15 protein-coding genes are annotated in these 15845 nt (G+C 72.8%); 8 read left to right on the forward strand and 7 right to left on the reverse strand.

Features of this window, described 5'->3' with window-relative positions; translation table 11 throughout:
• Positions 1-100 precede the first annotated feature (100 nt).
• Both BM144_RS13600 and BM144_RS13605 read left to right on the forward strand, forming a co-directional pair.
• The gene (locus tag BM144_RS13600; RefSeq protein WP_092953141.1) at positions 101-1432 is read left to right on the forward strand and encodes a putative DNA modification/repair radical SAM protein; all 1332 of its coding nucleotides are present in this window, start codon (positions 101-103) and stop codon (positions 1430-1432) included.
• On the forward strand, positions 1429-2373 hold the full coding sequence (locus BM144_RS13605) for a TIGR03915 family putative DNA repair protein (RefSeq protein ID WP_092953143.1): 945 nt from the start codon (positions 1429-1431) through the stop codon (positions 2371-2373). Before BM144_RS13600 ends, BM144_RS13605 begins: the two co-directional genes overlap by 4 nt.
• A gap of 63 nt (positions 2374-2436) precedes the next feature.
• Here BM144_RS13605 and BM144_RS13610 read toward each other — a convergent pair whose 3' ends face one another.
• Complete coding sequence (locus tag BM144_RS13610) at positions 2437-2784, reverse strand: HPF/RaiA family ribosome-associated protein (protein ID WP_092953145.1); 348 nt, start codon at positions 2782-2784, stop codon at positions 2437-2439.
• A gap of 305 nt (positions 2785-3089) precedes the next feature.
• Here BM144_RS13610 and BM144_RS13615 point away from each other — a divergent pair, with 305 nt between their 5' ends.
• The 6 genes from BM144_RS13615 (at position 3090) to BM144_RS13640 (ending at position 9751) form a co-directional block, all read left to right on the forward strand.
• Positions 3090-3965, forward strand: a complete 876-nt coding sequence (locus BM144_RS13615; protein WP_092953147.1) for a gamma-glutamyl-gamma-aminobutyrate hydrolase family protein — start codon at positions 3090-3092, stop codon at positions 3963-3965.
• 263 nt (positions 3966-4228) lie between these two features.
• Positions 4229-4864, forward strand: a complete 636-nt coding sequence (locus tag BM144_RS13620; RefSeq protein ID WP_245783660.1) for a Csu type fimbrial protein — start codon at positions 4229-4231, stop codon at positions 4862-4864.
• Between the two features lie 100 nt (positions 4865-4964).
• Positions 4965-5513: a spore coat protein U domain-containing protein gene (locus BM144_RS13625; protein WP_245783661.1), complete on the forward strand. Its 549-nt coding sequence runs from the start codon at positions 4965-4967 to the stop codon at positions 5511-5513.
• Positions 5507-6373, forward strand: coding sequence for a fimbrial biogenesis chaperone (locus BM144_RS13630; protein ID WP_092953151.1), 867 nt, complete (start codon positions 5507-5509; stop codon positions 6371-6373). The genes BM144_RS13625 and BM144_RS13630 overlap by 7 nt, the downstream gene beginning before the upstream one ends.
• On the forward strand, positions 6360-8801 hold the full coding sequence (locus BM144_RS13635) for a fimbria/pilus outer membrane usher protein (protein ID WP_092953153.1): 2442 nt from the start codon (positions 6360-6362) through the stop codon (positions 8799-8801). Before BM144_RS13630 ends, BM144_RS13635 begins: the two co-directional genes overlap by 14 nt.
• Positions 8798-9751 carry a Csu type fimbrial protein gene (locus BM144_RS13640; RefSeq protein WP_092953372.1) on the forward strand — a complete coding sequence of 318 codons (954 nt, stop codon included), beginning with the start codon at positions 8798-8800 and terminating at the stop codon, positions 9749-9751. Before BM144_RS13635 ends, BM144_RS13640 begins: the two co-directional genes overlap by 4 nt.
• A gap of 36 nt (positions 9752-9787) precedes the next feature.
• Here BM144_RS13640 and BM144_RS13645 read toward each other — a convergent pair whose 3' ends face one another.
• From BM144_RS13645 to BM144_RS13670, 6 genes are all read right to left on the reverse strand, one after another.
• Positions 9788-10258 carry an FKBP-type peptidyl-prolyl cis-trans isomerase gene (locus BM144_RS13645; RefSeq protein WP_092953155.1) on the reverse strand — a complete coding sequence of 157 codons (471 nt, stop codon included), beginning with the start codon at positions 10256-10258 and terminating at the stop codon, positions 9788-9790.
• Between the two features lie 143 nt (positions 10259-10401).
• Complete coding sequence (locus tag BM144_RS13650; protein ID WP_092953157.1) at positions 10402-11466, reverse strand: pirin family protein; 1065 nt, start codon at positions 11464-11466, stop codon at positions 10402-10404.
• A 137-nt stretch (positions 11467-11603) separates the two neighbouring features.
• Entirely contained in the window at positions 11604-13238 is a 1635-nt protein-coding gene (locus BM144_RS13655) for a gamma-glutamylcyclotransferase (protein ID WP_245783662.1), read from the reverse strand.
• 329 nt (positions 13239-13567) lie between these two features.
• A complete protein-coding gene (locus tag BM144_RS13660; protein ID WP_092953159.1) occupies positions 13568-14038 on the reverse strand; it encodes a GyrI-like domain-containing protein in 471 nt (156 codons plus the stop codon).
• A complete protein-coding gene (locus BM144_RS13665) occupies positions 14035-15207 on the reverse strand; it encodes a mechanosensitive ion channel family protein (protein ID WP_092953161.1) in 1173 nt (390 codons plus the stop codon). The genes BM144_RS13660 and BM144_RS13665 overlap by 4 nt, the downstream gene beginning before the upstream one ends.
• A gap of 248 nt (positions 15208-15455) precedes the next feature.
• A complete protein-coding gene (locus BM144_RS13670) occupies positions 15456-15842 on the reverse strand; it encodes a hypothetical protein (protein WP_092953163.1) in 387 nt (128 codons plus the stop codon).
• Between the last annotated feature and the right edge of the window lie 3 nt (positions 15843-15845).

Genomic DNA, 15845 nt, shown 5'->3' on the forward strand with positions numbered 1-15845 from the left:
CACCTCCATGCCGCCGTATCCATTGAATATTTTGCTATTTATTTAATAGCAAACGGCAAGAAGCTTGCAGAGACCGGCGCAGGCACTGTAAATTAATACAGTGCATCGCCTCTCCTCCAAGCTCGCCATCCTCGCCGACGCGGCCAAGTACGACGCCTCCTGCGCGTCCAGCGGCTCGGCCCCCCGCCACAGCGTGGGCGGGCGCGGCATCGGCTCCACCGAGGGCATGGGCATCTGCCACAGCTATGCGCCGGACGGCCGCTGCATCTCGCTGCTGAAGATCCTGCTCACCAATTTCTGCACCTACGACTGCCTGTACTGCGTGAACCGGGTCAGCAGCAACGTGCCGCGCGCGCGCTTCACCGTGCAGGAGGTGGTGGACCTCACGCTCGATTTCTACCGCCGCAACTGCATCGAAGGGCTCTTCCTCTCCAGCGGCATCATCCAGAGCCCCGACTACACGATGGAGCTGGTGGTGGAGGTGGCCCGCGTGCTGCGCGAGGAGCACGACTTCCGTGGCTACATCCACCTCAAGACCATTCCCGACGCCTCGCCCGAATTGCTCGCGCGCGCCGGCCGCCATGCCGACCGCCTGAGCATCAACGTGGAGCTGCCCACGCCCGAGGGGTTGGCCTCGCTCGCGCCCGAGAAGAACGGCACGGCCATCCGCCGCTCGATGGGGCGCATGGCCGTGCGCATCGCCGAGGCGCGCGAGGCCCGCCGCGAGCAGCAGGGCGCCGCCGCCCAGCCGCGCTCGCTGCCCGGCGCCCCCACCCGCCCGGCGGCGGCACCGGCCTTCGCGCCGGCCGGCCAGAGCACCCAGATGATCGTGGGGGCCGACGGCGCGGACGACCGCACCATCCTGGCGGCGAGCGCCGGGCTCTACGGCGGCTTCGGGCTGCGCCGCGTGTACTACTCGGCCTTCAGCCCCATCCCCGATGCGTCGCGCGCGCTGCCGCCCGCCGCCCCGCCGCTCGTGCGCGAGCACCGGCTCTACCAGGCCGACTGGCTCATGCGCTTCTACGGGTTCTCGCACGACGAGATCGTGCCGCCCGCGCCCGGCCCCGCGCACGCCGGGAACGGCCCCAGCGGCGGCAGTGCCCCCGGCATGCTGTCGCTCGACATGGACCCCAAGCTGGCCTGGGCTGTGGCGCACCCCGAGCGCTTTCCCGTGGACCTGAACCGCGCGCCGCGCGAGCTGCTGCTGCGCGTGCCGGGGCTGGGCGTGACCTCCGTCGACCGCCTGCTGGCCGCCCGGCGCGTGCGGCGGCTGCGCCACGCCGACCTCGCCCGGCTGCGGGTACCGCTCGCCAAGGTACTGCCCTTCGTGGAAGCGGCGGACCACCGCCCGGGCCGGCTGCTCGAATCGCCGCGGCTGGCGGCGTCCTTCGCGCGCCGGCCGCTGCCGGCGCAGGCGGAGCTGTTCGCATGAGCGGCGGCGAAAGCGGGGCTGCGGCGGGCGGGCGCGGCCCCGGCCGCTCCGACCGCACCGTGGAACTGGCCCACCCCACCGACTGGCCGGGCTTCCGGCAGGCCGCGCGCGCACTGCTCCAGCAGGGCTGCCCGCCGGATGCCGTGCACTGGTGCGCCGCCGGAGACAGCGCGGACGGCGATCTGTTCGCCGAAGCCGGCTGCGGCGCGCCCATGCCGGACGCGGCAGATGGCTTTTCTTTGATGCACGGCGGGCCTGCCGAAGCTGCAGCCACCAGCGAAGCCCCGCGCGTGCCCGCCGCGTTCCTGCCGCTGGGCGAGCGGGTGGTGCTGCACCGCGATCCCGCGCGCTTTGCGCTGCTCTACCGGCTGCTGTGGCGGCTGGTGCACGAGCCCGGCCTGCGCGCCGACCCGCTCGACCCCGACCGCCTGCAGGCCGGCCAGATGGCCCGCGCCGTGGCGCGCGACGTGCACAAGATGCGGGCCTTCGTGCGGTTTCGGCCCGTAGCCGGGCCGGGGGACGAGCCGCTGCACGTGGCCTGGTTCGAACCCGACCACCGCATCGCGGTGGCCAATGCCCCGTTCTTCGTGCGCCGTTTCACGCAGATGCGCTGGGCCATCCTCACGCCCGATGCGAGCGTGCATTGGGACGGGGCGCAACTGCACACCGGCCCCGGCGCCAGCCGCGCGGACGCACCCGCCGCGGACGACGGCGAGGCCCTCTGGCTCACCTACTACCGCAACACGTTCAACCCCGCGCGGCTCAAGATGGACATGATGCGGCGCGAGATGCCCACGCGCTACTGGAAGAACCTGCCCGAGGCCGCGCTGATCGGCGAACTCGCGCAGGGCGCGGCCGAGCGCAGCGGGCGCATGGTCGATGCGCCGGGCACCGTGCCGCGCCGCCGTATCGCGGGGCGGCCCGTGGCGGGGCCGGCCTGAGGGCGGCGCACCGGGCAATCGTGCGGGAAGGCACCGGCCTCCAGGGTGCCGGTTTCTGCGCGCCTATTCGGTGGCGGTTCGGATGGTCTCGCGCCCGTTCTTGTCCTTGAGCCGGCCCAGGTCGGTATCGATGGCGCGGCCCAACTTTTCCACGGCGGCGGTGAACGCATCGGCCAGCTTGTCGGCATCGGCGTTGACGGCGATCGGCTGGCGCCCGGCCGGCCGGGTCTGGATCACGCAGCGCTTGTCGGCGCTGCCGGACTTGCCGGCATCCACGTCGGAGAGGTGCACCTCGACGCGCGTCAGGTGGTCGCGGAACCGTGCAAGCCGGGTGGTCGTTTCGCTCTGGATCCATTGAACGAGCGATTCGCCGCCCTGGATGTATTCGTCGTGCTGGACCTGTACTTGCATGCGTGCCTCCTTGGGATTGCAACGGGATGGAAAACCGGAAATGGCGAGAGCGAAAAAAGCTTCGTGCCCCGAGAGTCGCGGCAGTCCGCGGAAAAACAAGCCCCCGTCCGGCCCCATGGTGCACGAAGGTGATGCGAAACGCATCCGGCGCACAGGAGGATCGGACACGCGGCAGGCCGCTGCGGCGGCGGGCTCCTACAGAAGAGCCCGCAACGTCGGTGCTACAACCCCTGCATGCCCCATGTCCCATCCTCCCGGGGTGCGCCGCCCGCGCGGCGCGCCCCTGCCCAGCCCGGTTGACCCGCATGCCGCTGCCCGCCAACAAGCGCCTCAAGATCGGCCTCTCCGCCTGTTTCTCGCACGCAGACCCCGCCCGGTCCCTCTTCACCAACAAGACGCTGCAATACGTCGAGCAGTCGATCGCGCACTGGATCATGTCGGCCGGCGCGATGGTCGTGATGGTGCCCTGCCCGACGGGCGAGACCGCGCGGGGCGACGTGACGCTCGCGCATTACGCCGAGTGGCTGGATGGCGTGGTGATGCACGGTGGCTCCGACGTGTGGCCCGGCACCTACGGCGAAGTGCCGCTCAAGGACGCCTGGCTCGGCGACCGCATCCGCGACCTCTACGACCTGGCCGTGGTGGAAGCCTTCGAACAGGCTGGCAAGCCGATCTTCGGCGTGTGCCGCGGCCTGCAACTCATCAACGTGGCCTTCGGCGGCACGCTCTACCAGGACATCGAGACCCAGCACCCCGGCGCGCAGCAGCACCGCAATGCGGTCACCTACGACCAGCACTTCCACGAAGTGGAGCTGGTGCCGGGCACCCGGCTGTCGCACCTTTATCCCGAGCAGCCGCGCATGGTGGTCAACAGCATCCACCACCAGGGCATCAAGAACCTCGCGCCGGGTTTCGAGATCGAGGCCTGGAGCCACCCCGACGGTGTGCCCGAGGCGATCCGCCGCCGCGCGCAGTCGGGGCGCGGCTACATCGCGGCCACGCAGTGGCATCCGGAGTTCTTCAAGCCCGGTGCCGCGCAGACGATGGACGACGCGCCCATCCTGAACGACTTCCTCGCGGCCTGCATCCGGGCCAAGGCGCGCCCCCTTCCCGGCCACAGCCCCTTCCAGATCCGCGACCGCGCCGCGCGGTTGCTGCGCCAAGCACTGCTGCGGCGTTGAACGGCCCGGCCGCAGGGAAAGACAGCCGAGCAGCTTGCGGTCTTTTCGGCGTTTCACCCTTTCATCGGTTTCCGATCACCTGTAACATCGTTCGCACAGGTTCGACACAGGTGGCACAGACCACTCTTCTTCCCGGGTGAACCAGGCCCGGGGCCTCCGGCGGACCGGAGGCGCATTCGCCCGTTGCGGCGCGCACCATAACGACAACTCGGCTATCCGCTCAAGCGCCCGGCATCGGTTTTTTTCTTGGAGAGGAGAAAGCGATGGAAGCGAGATCCAACCCGCCGGCACGCCCCGTGCCGTCCCCATCCCGGCCCAAAGGCCGCAGGCGCAGCGCGCTGGCGGCTGCGGCGGCCGGCATCCTGGTGCTGGCCGGCAGCGCCACCGCCCCCCTGGAAGCGGCCACCCTGTCGGGCGTGCTCGGCGCACGCATGATGCTCACGTCCGGCTGCGTGATCAACGGCGGGCCCGGCACCGTGTCGGGCGCCGACTTCGGTACGCTGGATTTCGGATCGCGGCCGGCCACGTTCGTGGGCACGGCCACTGCCACGGCCAGCGGCGGCGAAGGCGGCGCGGGCGTCACCCAGATCGTGTGCTCGCCGGAGATCACCGCGTTCAGCATGACCATCGACGGCGGCACCAACCCCGGACAGGGCGCGGGCGTCGGCACCGGCACGCGCGCGATGTCCAATGGCTCCGCCTTCCTGCCCTACGACGTCTACCGCGATCCGGGCCACACGGTGCCGTTCACCGCGGCCACGGCCATCACGGGGATCGCCGTGCCTTCGGCCGGCAACCCGTTCGCGCTGCCGATCTACGGCCTGGTGAACAAGACCAATGCCGTGGCGCTGCCCGCCGGCCTCTACACGGACCAGCTGCAGGTCACCCTGACCTTCTGACCGGCCCGCCGACGCTTTGAAGGCCGCCGGCGACCGGCGGCGAGGGAGGAGTCTCATCCATGCGAAACGCCCTGCGGCGCGGCGTGGGCGCGCCGCTGCATTGCCGGCGACGAAGCCGACCACGCCGGGCCTGCTGCTGTTGACGTTGCTGTCGCTGCTGGCGGCCGCCCCGGCCGTACCGGCCACCATTCCCACCACGGGCAGCTTCTCGGTCAATGCCGCCATCGTGCGCGGCTGCATGGTGGCCGGCGGCAGCGGGCAGACCACGGGCCTGAACTTCGGGACCATCGATTTCGGCACGCACTCCGCCGTGCGCACGGGCAACGAGACACGGCTGGCCGGCTCGGGCATGGGTGGGCAGGCGCTGATCCAGTGCACGCCCGGCACGGCGGTGCAGGTGGCCGCGGACGAAGGCCAGCATGCGCAGGGCGGGCAGCGCCGGCTCTCCAACAGCGCGGGAGGCTACGTGCCCTATGCGCTTGCCCTGATCGCCACCACCACGGCCGCCCTGGTGCCGAACGTTCCGGCGGGCATCACGCTGGGCGCCACGGCCACCGCACTGCCGCTGCAGGGCACGGTCACGTTCCCGGGCTTCGGGCTGGCGGCGGGCACGTACACCGATACCGTGAGGGTCACGCTCTCATGGTGAAACGGTGCCTGCCCACCCGCTCGCCCCCGCGGAGCCGCAGCTTCGCAGCCCTGCTGCCGGTGCTGTTACTGGCCTGGCTGCTGCTGGCCGCGGCCGGGGCCGCGCGCGCCGCCACGCCCCTCATGATCTGGCCGGTGGACCCGGTCATCGCCGGCGACCAGCGGGCCGTCGCGCTCTGGGTCGAGAACCGGGGCACCGAGCCCGTGGCGCTGCAGGCCCGCGTGCTCGGCTGGCAGCAGGAGAACGGCGACGACCGCTTCGTTGCCCAACAGGCCGTGGTCGCCAGCCCCCCCATCAGCCAGATCCCGCCGGGGGCGCGGCAGATGGTGCGGCTCATCGCCACGCTGCCCGTGCCGCCCGGCCAGGAACACGCCTACCGCGTGCTGCTCGACGAGCTGCCCGCACCGACGGCGGCGATGGAAGCCCCGCCCGGCGCGCCCCGGCCCGCGGCGCCCACCACGCAGCTCGGGGTGCGGCTGCAGATCCGCTACGCGATCCCGCTCTTCGTCTATGCGCCGGGCACGCTCGGCCCGCGCATGCCCGCCACCCACGCCAGCCTGCTGGCGAACCTCGGGGTGGGCGACGTGCTGGAGCCCGTGCTGCGCTGGGAGGTGGAACGCGATCCGGCGGGCACGCACCACCTCGTCGTGCGCAACGCGGGGCCGGGGCACGCGCGGCTCACCGCCGTGCGCTGGCAGTCCGCCGGCGGCACGGACACGGTCGTCACCCCCGGCCTGCTGGGCTACGTGCTGCCGCACAGCCACCGGCGCTGGGAGCTGGAGCGCGCGCCTCCGCCGTCGCACGAACTGCAGGCCACCGTGAACGGGCGCGAGGCCCCACTGCCCCGTGCCGCGCAATGACCCCGCACGCCACCGCCGCACCCGTGCCCGGGCGGGCGCCGGCCGCCGCCTGCCGGCCTGCCTGGCGCTGCTGGCCTGCCTGCCGCGGCTGCTGTCCGCCAGCGACCATGCCCTGCCGCCCCCCGCGCCGGGGCAGGCCGCGGCACCGGCCATGCTCTACCTGGAGGTGGACGTGAACGGCCGCGCGAGCGGCGAGCTGGTGCCCGTGCGCCAGCGCGGGCCGCATTTCGAGATCGATGCGCAGGTGCTGCGGCGCCTCCACGTGCGCACCGACCGGCCGGACGGCGCGCTGGTGGCCGTGGACGGGCTGCCGGGCGTCACCGTGGCCTACGACAGCCTGGCGCAGCGCCTGCGCATCGACGTGCCGCCCGCATGGCTGCCCGGACAGGTGCTGGGCGCCGAGCCGCGCGAGGACGTGGTGGTGTCGCAGGGCACGGGGCTGCTGATGAACTACGAGCTGTACGCCACCCGGTCGCGTGGGCGCACGGCCGCCTCGGTGTGGTCGGAGCAGCGCTTCTTCGGCTCGCACGGCGTGGTCTCCAACATGGGCATCCTGCGCCGCACCGATGGCGGCGCGGGCGACGGCTACCTGCGCTACGACACCGCCTGGACCGACACCAACGCCGCCACGGCCACCTCCTGGACGGCGGGCGACCTCATCACCGGCGCACTCGCCTGGACCACGCCGGTGCGCCTGGGCGGCGTGCAGTGGGCACGCAATTTCGCCGCGCGGCCCGACCTCGTCACCTACCCCATGCCCGAGTTCGCCGGCCAGGCGGCCGTGCCTTCGGCAGTGGACGTGTTCATCAACGGCTTCCGGGCCGGCCGGCACAACGTGCAGCCCGGGCCGTTCACGCTAGGCGAGCTGCCGGCCGTGAGCGGCGCCGGCACGGCCTCCGTGGTCACCACCGATGCGCTGGGCCGGCAGGTGGTCACCTCCGTGCCGTTCTACGTGAGCAGCCAGCTGCTGCGGCCCGGGTGGACCGATTATTCGGTCTCGCTCGGCGCCCTGCGGCGCGCCTACGGCCTGCGCAGCTTCGCGTACGGCCGACCGCTGGCCGCGGGCGTGGTGCGGCGCGGGCTCAACGATGCGGTCACCGTCGAAGGGCAGGCCCAGGCGGGCCAGGGGCTGGCGGTGGTGGGCGCGGGCGGCGTGGCGCGCTGGGGCACGCTCGGCGTGTTCAACGGCTCGCTCTCGCACGGCCGCTCCGAAGGGGCGGCCGGCGGGGCCGGCAACCGCCCCGGCGGCTGGCAATGGAGCGCGGGCTACCAATACCACACGACGCGCGGGGGCGTGTCGCTCCTGGAGACACGGCGCACGCCGGGCTTCGGCGACGCGGGCGACTACGGCGGCGATGCGCAGCGCCCCTACCAGCGCACCCGCCAGATCAACGCCAGCCTGGTGCGCGGCATCGGTTCGCTGGGTGCGGGGTGGATCGACCTGCGCGGCGGCCCCGGCACGCCGCGCAGCCGCATCGCCTACGCGAGCTACAGCGTGCCGGTGGGGCGCGAGGCATTCTTCTCGCTCACCGCGGGCCGCACCGTCGAGACGGGCGAAACGCAGCTCCGGTTCCAGCTCACCTACCTGCTCGATGCATTGCTCACCGCGCAGGCCGCCGCCACGCGCACGGGGCGGGCCACGCAGGGCGAGGCGAGCCTGCAGCGCAGCCTGCCCAGCGATGGCGGCCTGGGCTGGCACCTGGGCCATACGCGCAGCGGCTCCACCGGCGGCAGCGCGGGCGGCAATTACCGGCTGGCGAGCGCGCAGTACCAGGGCCGCAACGGCATGGTGCAGGGCGGGCTCTTCGGCACGGCCACGGACACCACGCACTGGGCCGGGGCGTCGGGCTCGCTCGGCCTCATGGACGGCTATGCGTTCGCGGCCAACCGCGTCACGGACGGCTTCGCGCTGGTCTCCACCGAAGGCACGCCCGACGTGCCGATCACCTTCAACCACCAGCCCGCCGGCACCACGGACGCGCAGGGCTACCTGCTCGTGCCCAACGTGCCCGCCTACTACCCGGCGCGCTATGCGATCGACCCGCTCTCGCTGCCCGCCGACGTGCACACGCCCGAGCTGGAACGCCGCGTGGCCGTGGCGCGCGGCACCGGCACGCTGGTGCACCTGCCGGTGCTGCGCATGCGCACCGCCACGATCACGCTGGTTGGCGCCGACGGCACGCCGCTGCCGCCGGGCAGCGCGGTGGTGCACGAGCAGGGCCGCGTGCCCACGGTGGTGGGATGGGACGGCGTGGTCTACCTCACGGCGCTGCACCCGCGCAATACGCTGGTGGCGCGCACGCCCGACGGCCGCGAGTGCCGCGCCGCCTTCGACGAGGCCGACCACGCCGCGCGGCGCGACCTGCGCGTGGTGTGCCGCGCGGGCGCGGAGCCCGGTGCACCGGCCGCGGCAGGGAGCACGCTGTGATCCGGCACCCGCGACGGGCCCTGGCCCTGGCCGCCGCGGGCTTCGCCGCGCTGGGCTGCCGCCCCGCCGCCGCCGATTGCGTGCAGACCGAGACGGGCGGCAACCTCGGCTCCGTGCCGTCGCAGCGCGTGCTGTCGGGGCCGGCCATCACCACCACCGCGCAGTTCACGATGGCGTGCGGCGGCATCGTGCTTTCCGCGCTCGGCACGCCCACCGTGCGGGCCAAGTTCGTGAGCCCCACCAGCGGGCTCACGCTCAAGAACGGCAGCAACCCGCCCATCCCCTACCAGATCACCGACCTGGGCGGCATCAATTACACGCAGGGCCTGCTGGTGATCAATGCGAGCGGCTCGAACGTGCTCTCGCTGCTGAGCAACAACACCGCGGGCGTGCCGCTGCGCATCACCACGTCGCCCGGGGCGAACGTGCCCGCGGGCACCTATACGGACACGCTCAGCGTCAACTGGGAATACGCCAACATCTGCGAAGGCCTGCTGGGTGTGGGCAACCTGTGCGTGGGCACGCCGCGCAACGGCAACGTGAACCGCCTGCTCACGGTGCAGCTCGTGGTCACCAACGACTGCACGTTCGCCGCGCCGGACGTGCAGTTCGGCGCGGCGCCGCTGCCCTCGGCGTTTCCGACGGTGACGGGCAGCGTCTCGGTGGTGTGCACGCGGGGGCTGTCGATCACCGTGGGGCTCGGGCCCGGCACGTACCCGGCCGGGGGGCGGCGTCAGATGGCCAGCGGCGGCAACCGGCTGGCCTACGACCTGTTCCGCGGGGATGGCAGCGTGTGGGGCACGGCGGCCGGCGCGCGCGTGGCGGGAACGGCCCTCACCGACGGCATCACGCCGATCTCGCTGCCCTACACCGGCCGCGTCTATGGGGACCAGAGCCCCCCGCCGCCCGGCGTGTACCAGGACAACGTGGTGGTGGACGTGCAGTTCTGACGCCCAGCGCGCCCGAAGCCGGCGGGCGCGCTCCGGTCAATGGTGGTGGCCGTGGCCGCCGTGCACATGGCGGTGGGCCACTTCCTCGGCCGTGGCGGGGCGCACCTCGGTCACCTTGCACGAGAACCGCAGCGCCTGGCCGGCGAGCGGGTGGTTGCCGTCCAGGTGCACTTCGGGGCCCTTGATCTTGACCACGTTGAACACGTGCGGCTGGCCGTCGTCGGTCACGCCGCGCAATTGGCCGCCCACCTTCACGCCGGGGGGAAATTCGCTCTTGGGGATGCTGCGCACGAGGCTTTCGTCGCGCTCGCCGAAGGCATCCGCCACGGCCAGCTCGACCGTGGTGGTGAAGCCCGCGGCCTGCCCTTCCAGCGCGGCCTCGACCTTCGCGAAGAGGTTGTCGTAGCCCCCGTGCAGGTAGGCCACATGGCCCGAATCCAGCGGCTTGCCCTGCGTGTCGGTGATCTTGTAGGTCAGGGTGACCGCGGTGTCCTTGGTGATGTTCATGGCTGGAGTTCTGGAGAAGAGAGATGGAGCGGGTGGCCGCCACCGCGGAGGTGGCGCCGCACCCGGGCGGCACGGCCGAAGCGCCATTGTCAGGCATGGCGGCTGCCCGGCAGCGGCCCGCGCCCGGGCGCTCCGCGCACTTTTCAGGCGGCGGGAAGCGCGGGCTCCGGGACCTCGTCGGCGGCACCGCCCGGCCGCCGCGCGAAGCGCCGCGCTTCGGGCCCGTGCACCGGCGCGCCGTCGCCCCAGGGCCAGCCGCCGAACTGCGTGCGCCGGTAGTCGGCGAGCGCCTCGTGGATCTGCGCCTGCGTGTTCATCACGAAGGGCCCGTACTGCACCACCGGCTCGCCCAGCGGGCGCCCCTGCAGCAGCAGGAATTCGGCCGCCTCGGTGGCGCTGCCGTTGAACAGCTCCACCGCCTGGCCGGCGCGCAGCTCCAGCGCCGCGTGGCCCACGGACTCGCCGGCCACGCGCACGCCCTCACCCGCGAAGTGGTAGAGCATGCGCCGCGTGCCCTCGCCCGCCGCGGCCGGCAGCACGTGGCGGGCGCCGGGCGCGAGCCGCAGCGTCCAGATCGCGAGGTCGGAGGCCGGCCGCGCGGCCCAGGAGTGCGGCGGCGGCGCCAGCGGCCGGAGCGAGGCGCCGGGCGGGCTGCCCGCGATCACGGTCACCTCGGTGCGGCGGCCTTCGCCGTCGGTGCTCTGCAGGCGGGGAATGTCGCCCGCCCAGAACATCGTGAAATGCGGCGGCACCATCTTGTCCGCCGCGGGCAGGTTGAGCCAGATCTGGAACAGCTCCAGCGGGTTCGGCTGCGCGGCATCCAGCAGCGGGAACATCTCGGAATGGACCACGCCCTGCCCGGCCGTCAGCCACTGCACGTCGCCCTGCCCGAAGCGGGCGGCCGCGCCCAGCGAATCGGCATGGTCGATCAGGCCCTTGCGCACGATGGTCACGGTCTCGAAGCCCCGGTGCGGGTGCGGCGGGAAGCCGGGCACCACGTCGCCGTGGTACATGCTCCAGCCGTCCTTGCGGGAGAAGTCCTGCCCGATCTGCCGGCCCGCGAGCGGCGCATCGGGGCCCAGCCGCGCATTGCCGCGCGGATAGGCATCGTCGTGGTGGGCGCAGAATAGGAACGGGTCCAGCGTGGGCCAGAGCGGGCCCAGGGGCTGGAGGCTGAGCACGGGGGAAGCGGCGGCAAGGGTGGTCATGGGGGCATTCTCCGGGCGGCAGGGGCCGCCATCCTGCCCAGGTGGGGCCGGGGCGGCGGTCTCCAACCACCGCCCCGCGCAACACACCGGTGCATGCATGGAACGCCGGCCCACCGCCCCCATGCCAGCCGCCCCGGTCAGTGCAGCACGCGACCGGGCGCGAAGGGATCGTCGTGCGGCCGCTCCAGGCCGCCGGAGACACCATCGATGCCGCGGTGCAGGAACACCGCCACCGAGACGGGGCCGCCCTGCGCGGCCGTGCCGTCGCCGGCCGGCCGGGGCACCTCGAACACCGCGCAGGCCTCCGGGTGGGGCAGCACCGCCGCGTGCCGCGCGGGGTCGAAGGCCACCACCTGCAGCGCGAACAGCCCCTGCAGGTCGGAGCGGGCATCCGATTCGCTGTGCAGCAGATGCCGGCCGTGGCCCGCCGCGCCGAGGGCGGAGGCCGCATACACGGCCGGGTCGAAACCGCTCTCCTGGAGCAACTGCGGCACGGCCTGCGCCAGCGCGGCGCGGAGATCGCCGCCCTCCGCGCGGGCCGCGTGCGCCGCATCGCCCGACCGCCACGCGGTCAGCACGTTGTCCAGCGCCTGCTGGTGGTGGCGGTGCTGCGCCAGCGCGCCGGCGCCGGCAGGCTGGGCGTAGACCGCCGGCAGCCGGCCCTCGGACAGCGCGAGCCAGCCCTTCTGCCCGTGCCAGGTGCCGCGCGGCACGGCGGCGCCCACCATGGCGTCCAGCGCCAGGCTGCCGTCCGCGGCGCGGCTCTCGGTGGCGATGCGGTAGGCCTGGGCCAGCAGCGGATCGGGTGCATCGCCCGTTTCCGCGAGCCGCTGCATGCCGGCTTTCCAGTAGTCGGCGCTCGGGCCGCCGAGCTTCTTGCCGTCGCGCTCGAAGCCGCCATCGCTCGACGCGATGAAAAAGGCCAGCCGCTCGGCGGTGAGGCCCTCGTCGTCGCCGAAGACCTTGCTCAGCGACTTGGCGCTCTCCGGGTTGGTTTCGAACAGCAGGGCGTGCAGGGTGCTGCCGTCGTCCATCTGTACGGGGCGCACCACGGGCCGGTACATGAGGCTGGAGCGCGGCGCGCCCTCCGCGTCGGGCGGGCTGCGCAGGTCGGCCTCCGCGCCCACTTCCCGGGCCAGCAGCACGGTGAGCAGTTCTTCCGCGCGGTCGAACGGCAGCTTGAGGAGCGTGCCCGGCACCTGTCCGCCTTCCGACGGCGCGATCGACGCCACGGCGCCCGGGTGCTGCGGCCGGCCGCGGTATTCGGTGCTGGCGACGTAATCCATGCGGTAGTCGATGGCGCGCGCGGGCTGGGTGTCGCGGCCTTCGATCACCTCGGCCTGGCTGGCCTTGCCCAGCTCCTGGTGGTTGTTGGTGCGCAGGGACCAGAAGCCGAAGACGGGGACGAAGTCGATACCCGAGGCCTCGACGTGGCGGCGCAGCTCGTTCACCGCGTGGGCGACCGTTTCGCGTTCCTTGGCGTTGAGCCGCTGCCGCTGCTCGGGCGGGAGCGCGGCCATGCGCTTCCAGGCCGCATCGGAGATCGCGGGGCGCGCGGCCTGCGCAGGCGCGCCGCCCCCCGCCGGCAGCCTGGCCGTGCGGGGCCGCCTGGGCTCCGCGCCCAGGGCCGGCGAGGAGCGCCGCGGCACATCCGGCCCTCCGGCGGCCGCGGCGGACGACTGCGGGGCGGCTGGCAGAGGCCCCGCCTCCAGCGCGGGCAGGCGGGGCGAGGTGGGAGACGGCGGCGAGCCGATGCGGTGGGGAAAGACCATGGCGGAAGACTCCAGACAGAAAGGAAATCGAAAGGACGGACGGCGCGGGTGGCACCCTGCCCTTGCCCGCCCGAACCGGAACTGTCGGATTCCTCTGCATGAAAACCCTGCTCCTTCCCGAAGGAGTGGCACGGTCCGCGAAGCCGCGCGCGTGCATTGCACGCCGGAAAGCGGCTGGAAAAACCAAAAACAAATATGCAAATGCGCCGTCCGAATAAGCGCGGCAGGCGGAGCCCGGCGAAGCAGCCCCGGCCGGTCGGGGCGACCGGCTGCAAAGGCCCTGGCGGCCAGCCCCTCGCGTGCGGGGCGGCGCGCCCGCGGCCCGCGCGTCAGCCGCGCAGCGGCTGCACCAGCTCCGTGCGCCAGGTGGCGGGGTCGCCGCCCATCTCGGGGCCGGTCACGTAGCGCTCCCAGGCGTCGTCCGTGGCCTGCAGGCCCTGCGCATCGATCCACGCTCGGAACGCCGCCCAGGCGCCCGGCAGGTCTTCGTAGCGCCCGCGGTACTCGGTGCGCGCGGCCTGCATGGCGGGCCATTCGCCGGGCCGCATGGCGCCGTTGGGCGCCGCGCCCACGGGCGACTCCAGCGGCACGCCGATGTGGAAGTCGAAGGTGTCCGTGGGGCGGCGCAGGTGGTGCGTGAAGAGCGGGCCCGCAGGCTTGGCGCCCTGCGCGGCCAGCGCGTCCATCAGGCTGCGCACGCCCTGGCCCATCGCCTGCTGGATCTCTTCGCGCGTGCAGGCCACGGGCCAGAGTGCCACGGGCTGCGCGGCGAACGTGGCGATGCGGGGGGTGTCGATCATCGGGATTCCTTTGGGGGCAGGGCGGGGGTTGCGGGCACGGCAGCTTCCGTGGGGGCCACCATGTGCACGGTGCGCACGGGCACGCCGAACTGTACGCCCAGCGATTCCAGCTCGCGCATGAGCGCGAGGTTGATGGCCTGCTGCACGTCCATGTAGGCATTGAAGCCCGGGTCCAGCACGATGTAGACCACCTCGTACTCCAGCGCGTTGGCGCCGAAGGCCTTGAGGTGGGCCCGGTCGAAGCGCACCTTCTCCTGCGCCTCGATGATGCGGCGCACGGCCTGCGCCACGGCCTCGGCCTGCGGCGCCGTGGTGGTGTAGCTCACCGTGAAGTTGAAGACGATGCGCCGCTCCTGCAGGTAGCGGTAGTTGTTGATGGTCTGCTTGAGCAGGTCGGTGTTGGACATCACCACCTGCTCGCCGCCGAGGCTACGGATGCGCGTGGTCTTCACGCCGATGCGCTGCACCGTGCCCGCCACGCCGCCCACGACGATGAAGTCGCCCACCTCGAAGGGCTTGTCCACCGCGATGGCGAGCGAGGCGAACAGGTCGCCCAGCACGTTCTGCACGGCCAGTGCGATGGCGATGCCGCCCACGCCCAGGCTGGCCACGAAGGCCGTGATGTTGACCCCGAGGTTGGCCAGCATGGCCAGCACGATGGTGGCCCACAGCAGCGTGCGCAACCCCCACGACATCAGCGTGCCCGAGGCGCTCACCTGCAGCGACGGCGCCCCCAGGTGCCGCGCCTCGTAGCGGCGGATCGCGATGCCGATCGCGCGCGTGCCCCAGAGCGCCATCTGCAGGGCCAGCGCGATGAACCACAGTTGCCCCACGCGCGCCTGCCAGCGCGGCGCCAGGTCCAGCATGCCCACGCCGACCAGCAGCGCCACCAGCAGGATCAGCAGGTGGCTGGTGCCGCCCAGCACGTCGGCCACGATGGCGGCCACGCCACCCGCGCCTTCCTTGCCGCCGGCAGCCGCCGCGCGGCCCTCGGCGATGCGCCGGCTGCGGCGCTGGGCCACGCCCAGCAGCAGCGTGATGGCGAGGTACACGCCCAGCGCCGCGGCCACCGCCAGGGCGATGCTGGAGAGGGACAGCCCCCAGACCGCTTCGTCGCGGAACCAGGACAGCAGGGTCGGGGAAGGGGTGGATGGATCGTCGTGCGGCATGTCGCTCCTTGTCTCGAAAACCCGTGGCGGCGCTCCGCCTGCGGCGGCACCGGAATCGGGAGGGTGGGTGGGTGGTGGGTGAATCGTCGGGCGGTGGCGCGCGGCGCACCGCCCAGGCATCGGATTGCCTCCATGCCGCCGTATCCATTGAATACTTTGCTATTTATTCAATAGCAAACCAAGGAGACAGAAGGAGGCTTGGGCGCTGGAGAAGAGGGGCCCCGCGGCCCGTCCCCGGCCCGCCCGGCTCAGACGTCGGCGGCGATGGCTGGCTCGCTCTTGCCCAGCGCGTCCAGCGTCACGTGGATCTGCGGTGCGTCGATGAGGTCCGGGCGTTCGCCGCCCACGTCGGCCAGCGCGGTGAACTGCCCGTCGAGGAAGAGGAAGGTGATCGCGCCCACCACGCCGGCCAGCGCGTGCTCGGGCGATTCGAAGCCCGACGAAGCGATCTTCTCGTCCGCATCGAGCTGGAAGGCGTAGCCCTTGCCTTCGCGGTCCAGGCGGCCCAGGTCGATGAGCTTGTCCTTCACGTTGCTGGCGTACACGCGGCCGTTGGCGGCGTAGAAGGTGAAGGGCACGGCGGTGGGGGCGGCAGCGGCCGCGCGGACACCGGCGGAGGGGACGGGAGTCGTCATGGC

Origin of the sequence: Paracidovorax konjaci, from assembly GCF_900112675.1 — a bacterium.
Lineage (GTDB): Bacteria > Pseudomonadota > Gammaproteobacteria > Burkholderiales > Burkholderiaceae_C > Paracidovorax > Paracidovorax konjaci.

Bases quoted from the DNA above. Each gene is read 5' to 3' on its own strand.
- BM144_RS13630 (WP_092953151.1), top strand. From the start codon at position 5,507: ATGGTGAAACGGTGCCTGCCCACCCGCTCGCCCCCGCGGAGCCGCAGC.
- BM144_RS13650 (WP_092953157.1), bottom strand. From the start codon at position 11,466: ATGACCACCCTTGCCGCCGCTTCCCCCGTGCTCAGCCTCCAGCCCCTG.
- BM144_RS13615 (WP_092953147.1), top strand. From the start codon at position 3,090: ATGCCGCTGCCCGCCAACAAGCGCCTCAAGATCGGCCTCTCCGCCTGT.
- BM144_RS13610 (WP_092953145.1), bottom strand. From the start codon at position 2,784: ATGCAAGTACAGGTCCAGCACGACGAATACATCCAGGGCGGCGAATCG.
- BM144_RS13645 (WP_092953155.1), bottom strand. From the start codon at position 10,258: ATGAACATCACCAAGGACACCGCGGTCACCCTGACCTACAAGATCACC.
- BM144_RS13605 (WP_092953143.1), top strand. From the start codon at position 1,429: ATGAGCGGCGGCGAAAGCGGGGCTGCGGCGGGCGGGCGCGGCCCCGGC.
- BM144_RS13655 (WP_245783662.1), bottom strand. From the start codon at position 13,238: ATGGTCTTTCCCCACCGCATCGGCTCGCCGCCGTCTCCCACCTCGCCC.
- BM144_RS13660 (WP_092953159.1), bottom strand. From the start codon at position 14,038: ATGATCGACACCCCCCGCATCGCCACGTTCGCCGCGCAGCCCGTGGCA.
- BM144_RS13620 (WP_245783660.1), top strand. From the start codon at position 4,229: ATGGAAGCGAGATCCAACCCGCCGGCACGCCCCGTGCCGTCCCCATCC.
- BM144_RS13665 (WP_092953161.1), bottom strand. From the start codon at position 15,207: ATGCCGCACGACGATCCATCCACCCCTTCCCCGACCCTGCTGTCCTGG.
- BM144_RS13670 (WP_092953163.1), bottom strand. From the start codon at position 15,842: ATGACGACTCCCGTCCCCTCCGCCGGTGTCCGCGCGGCCGCTGCCGCC.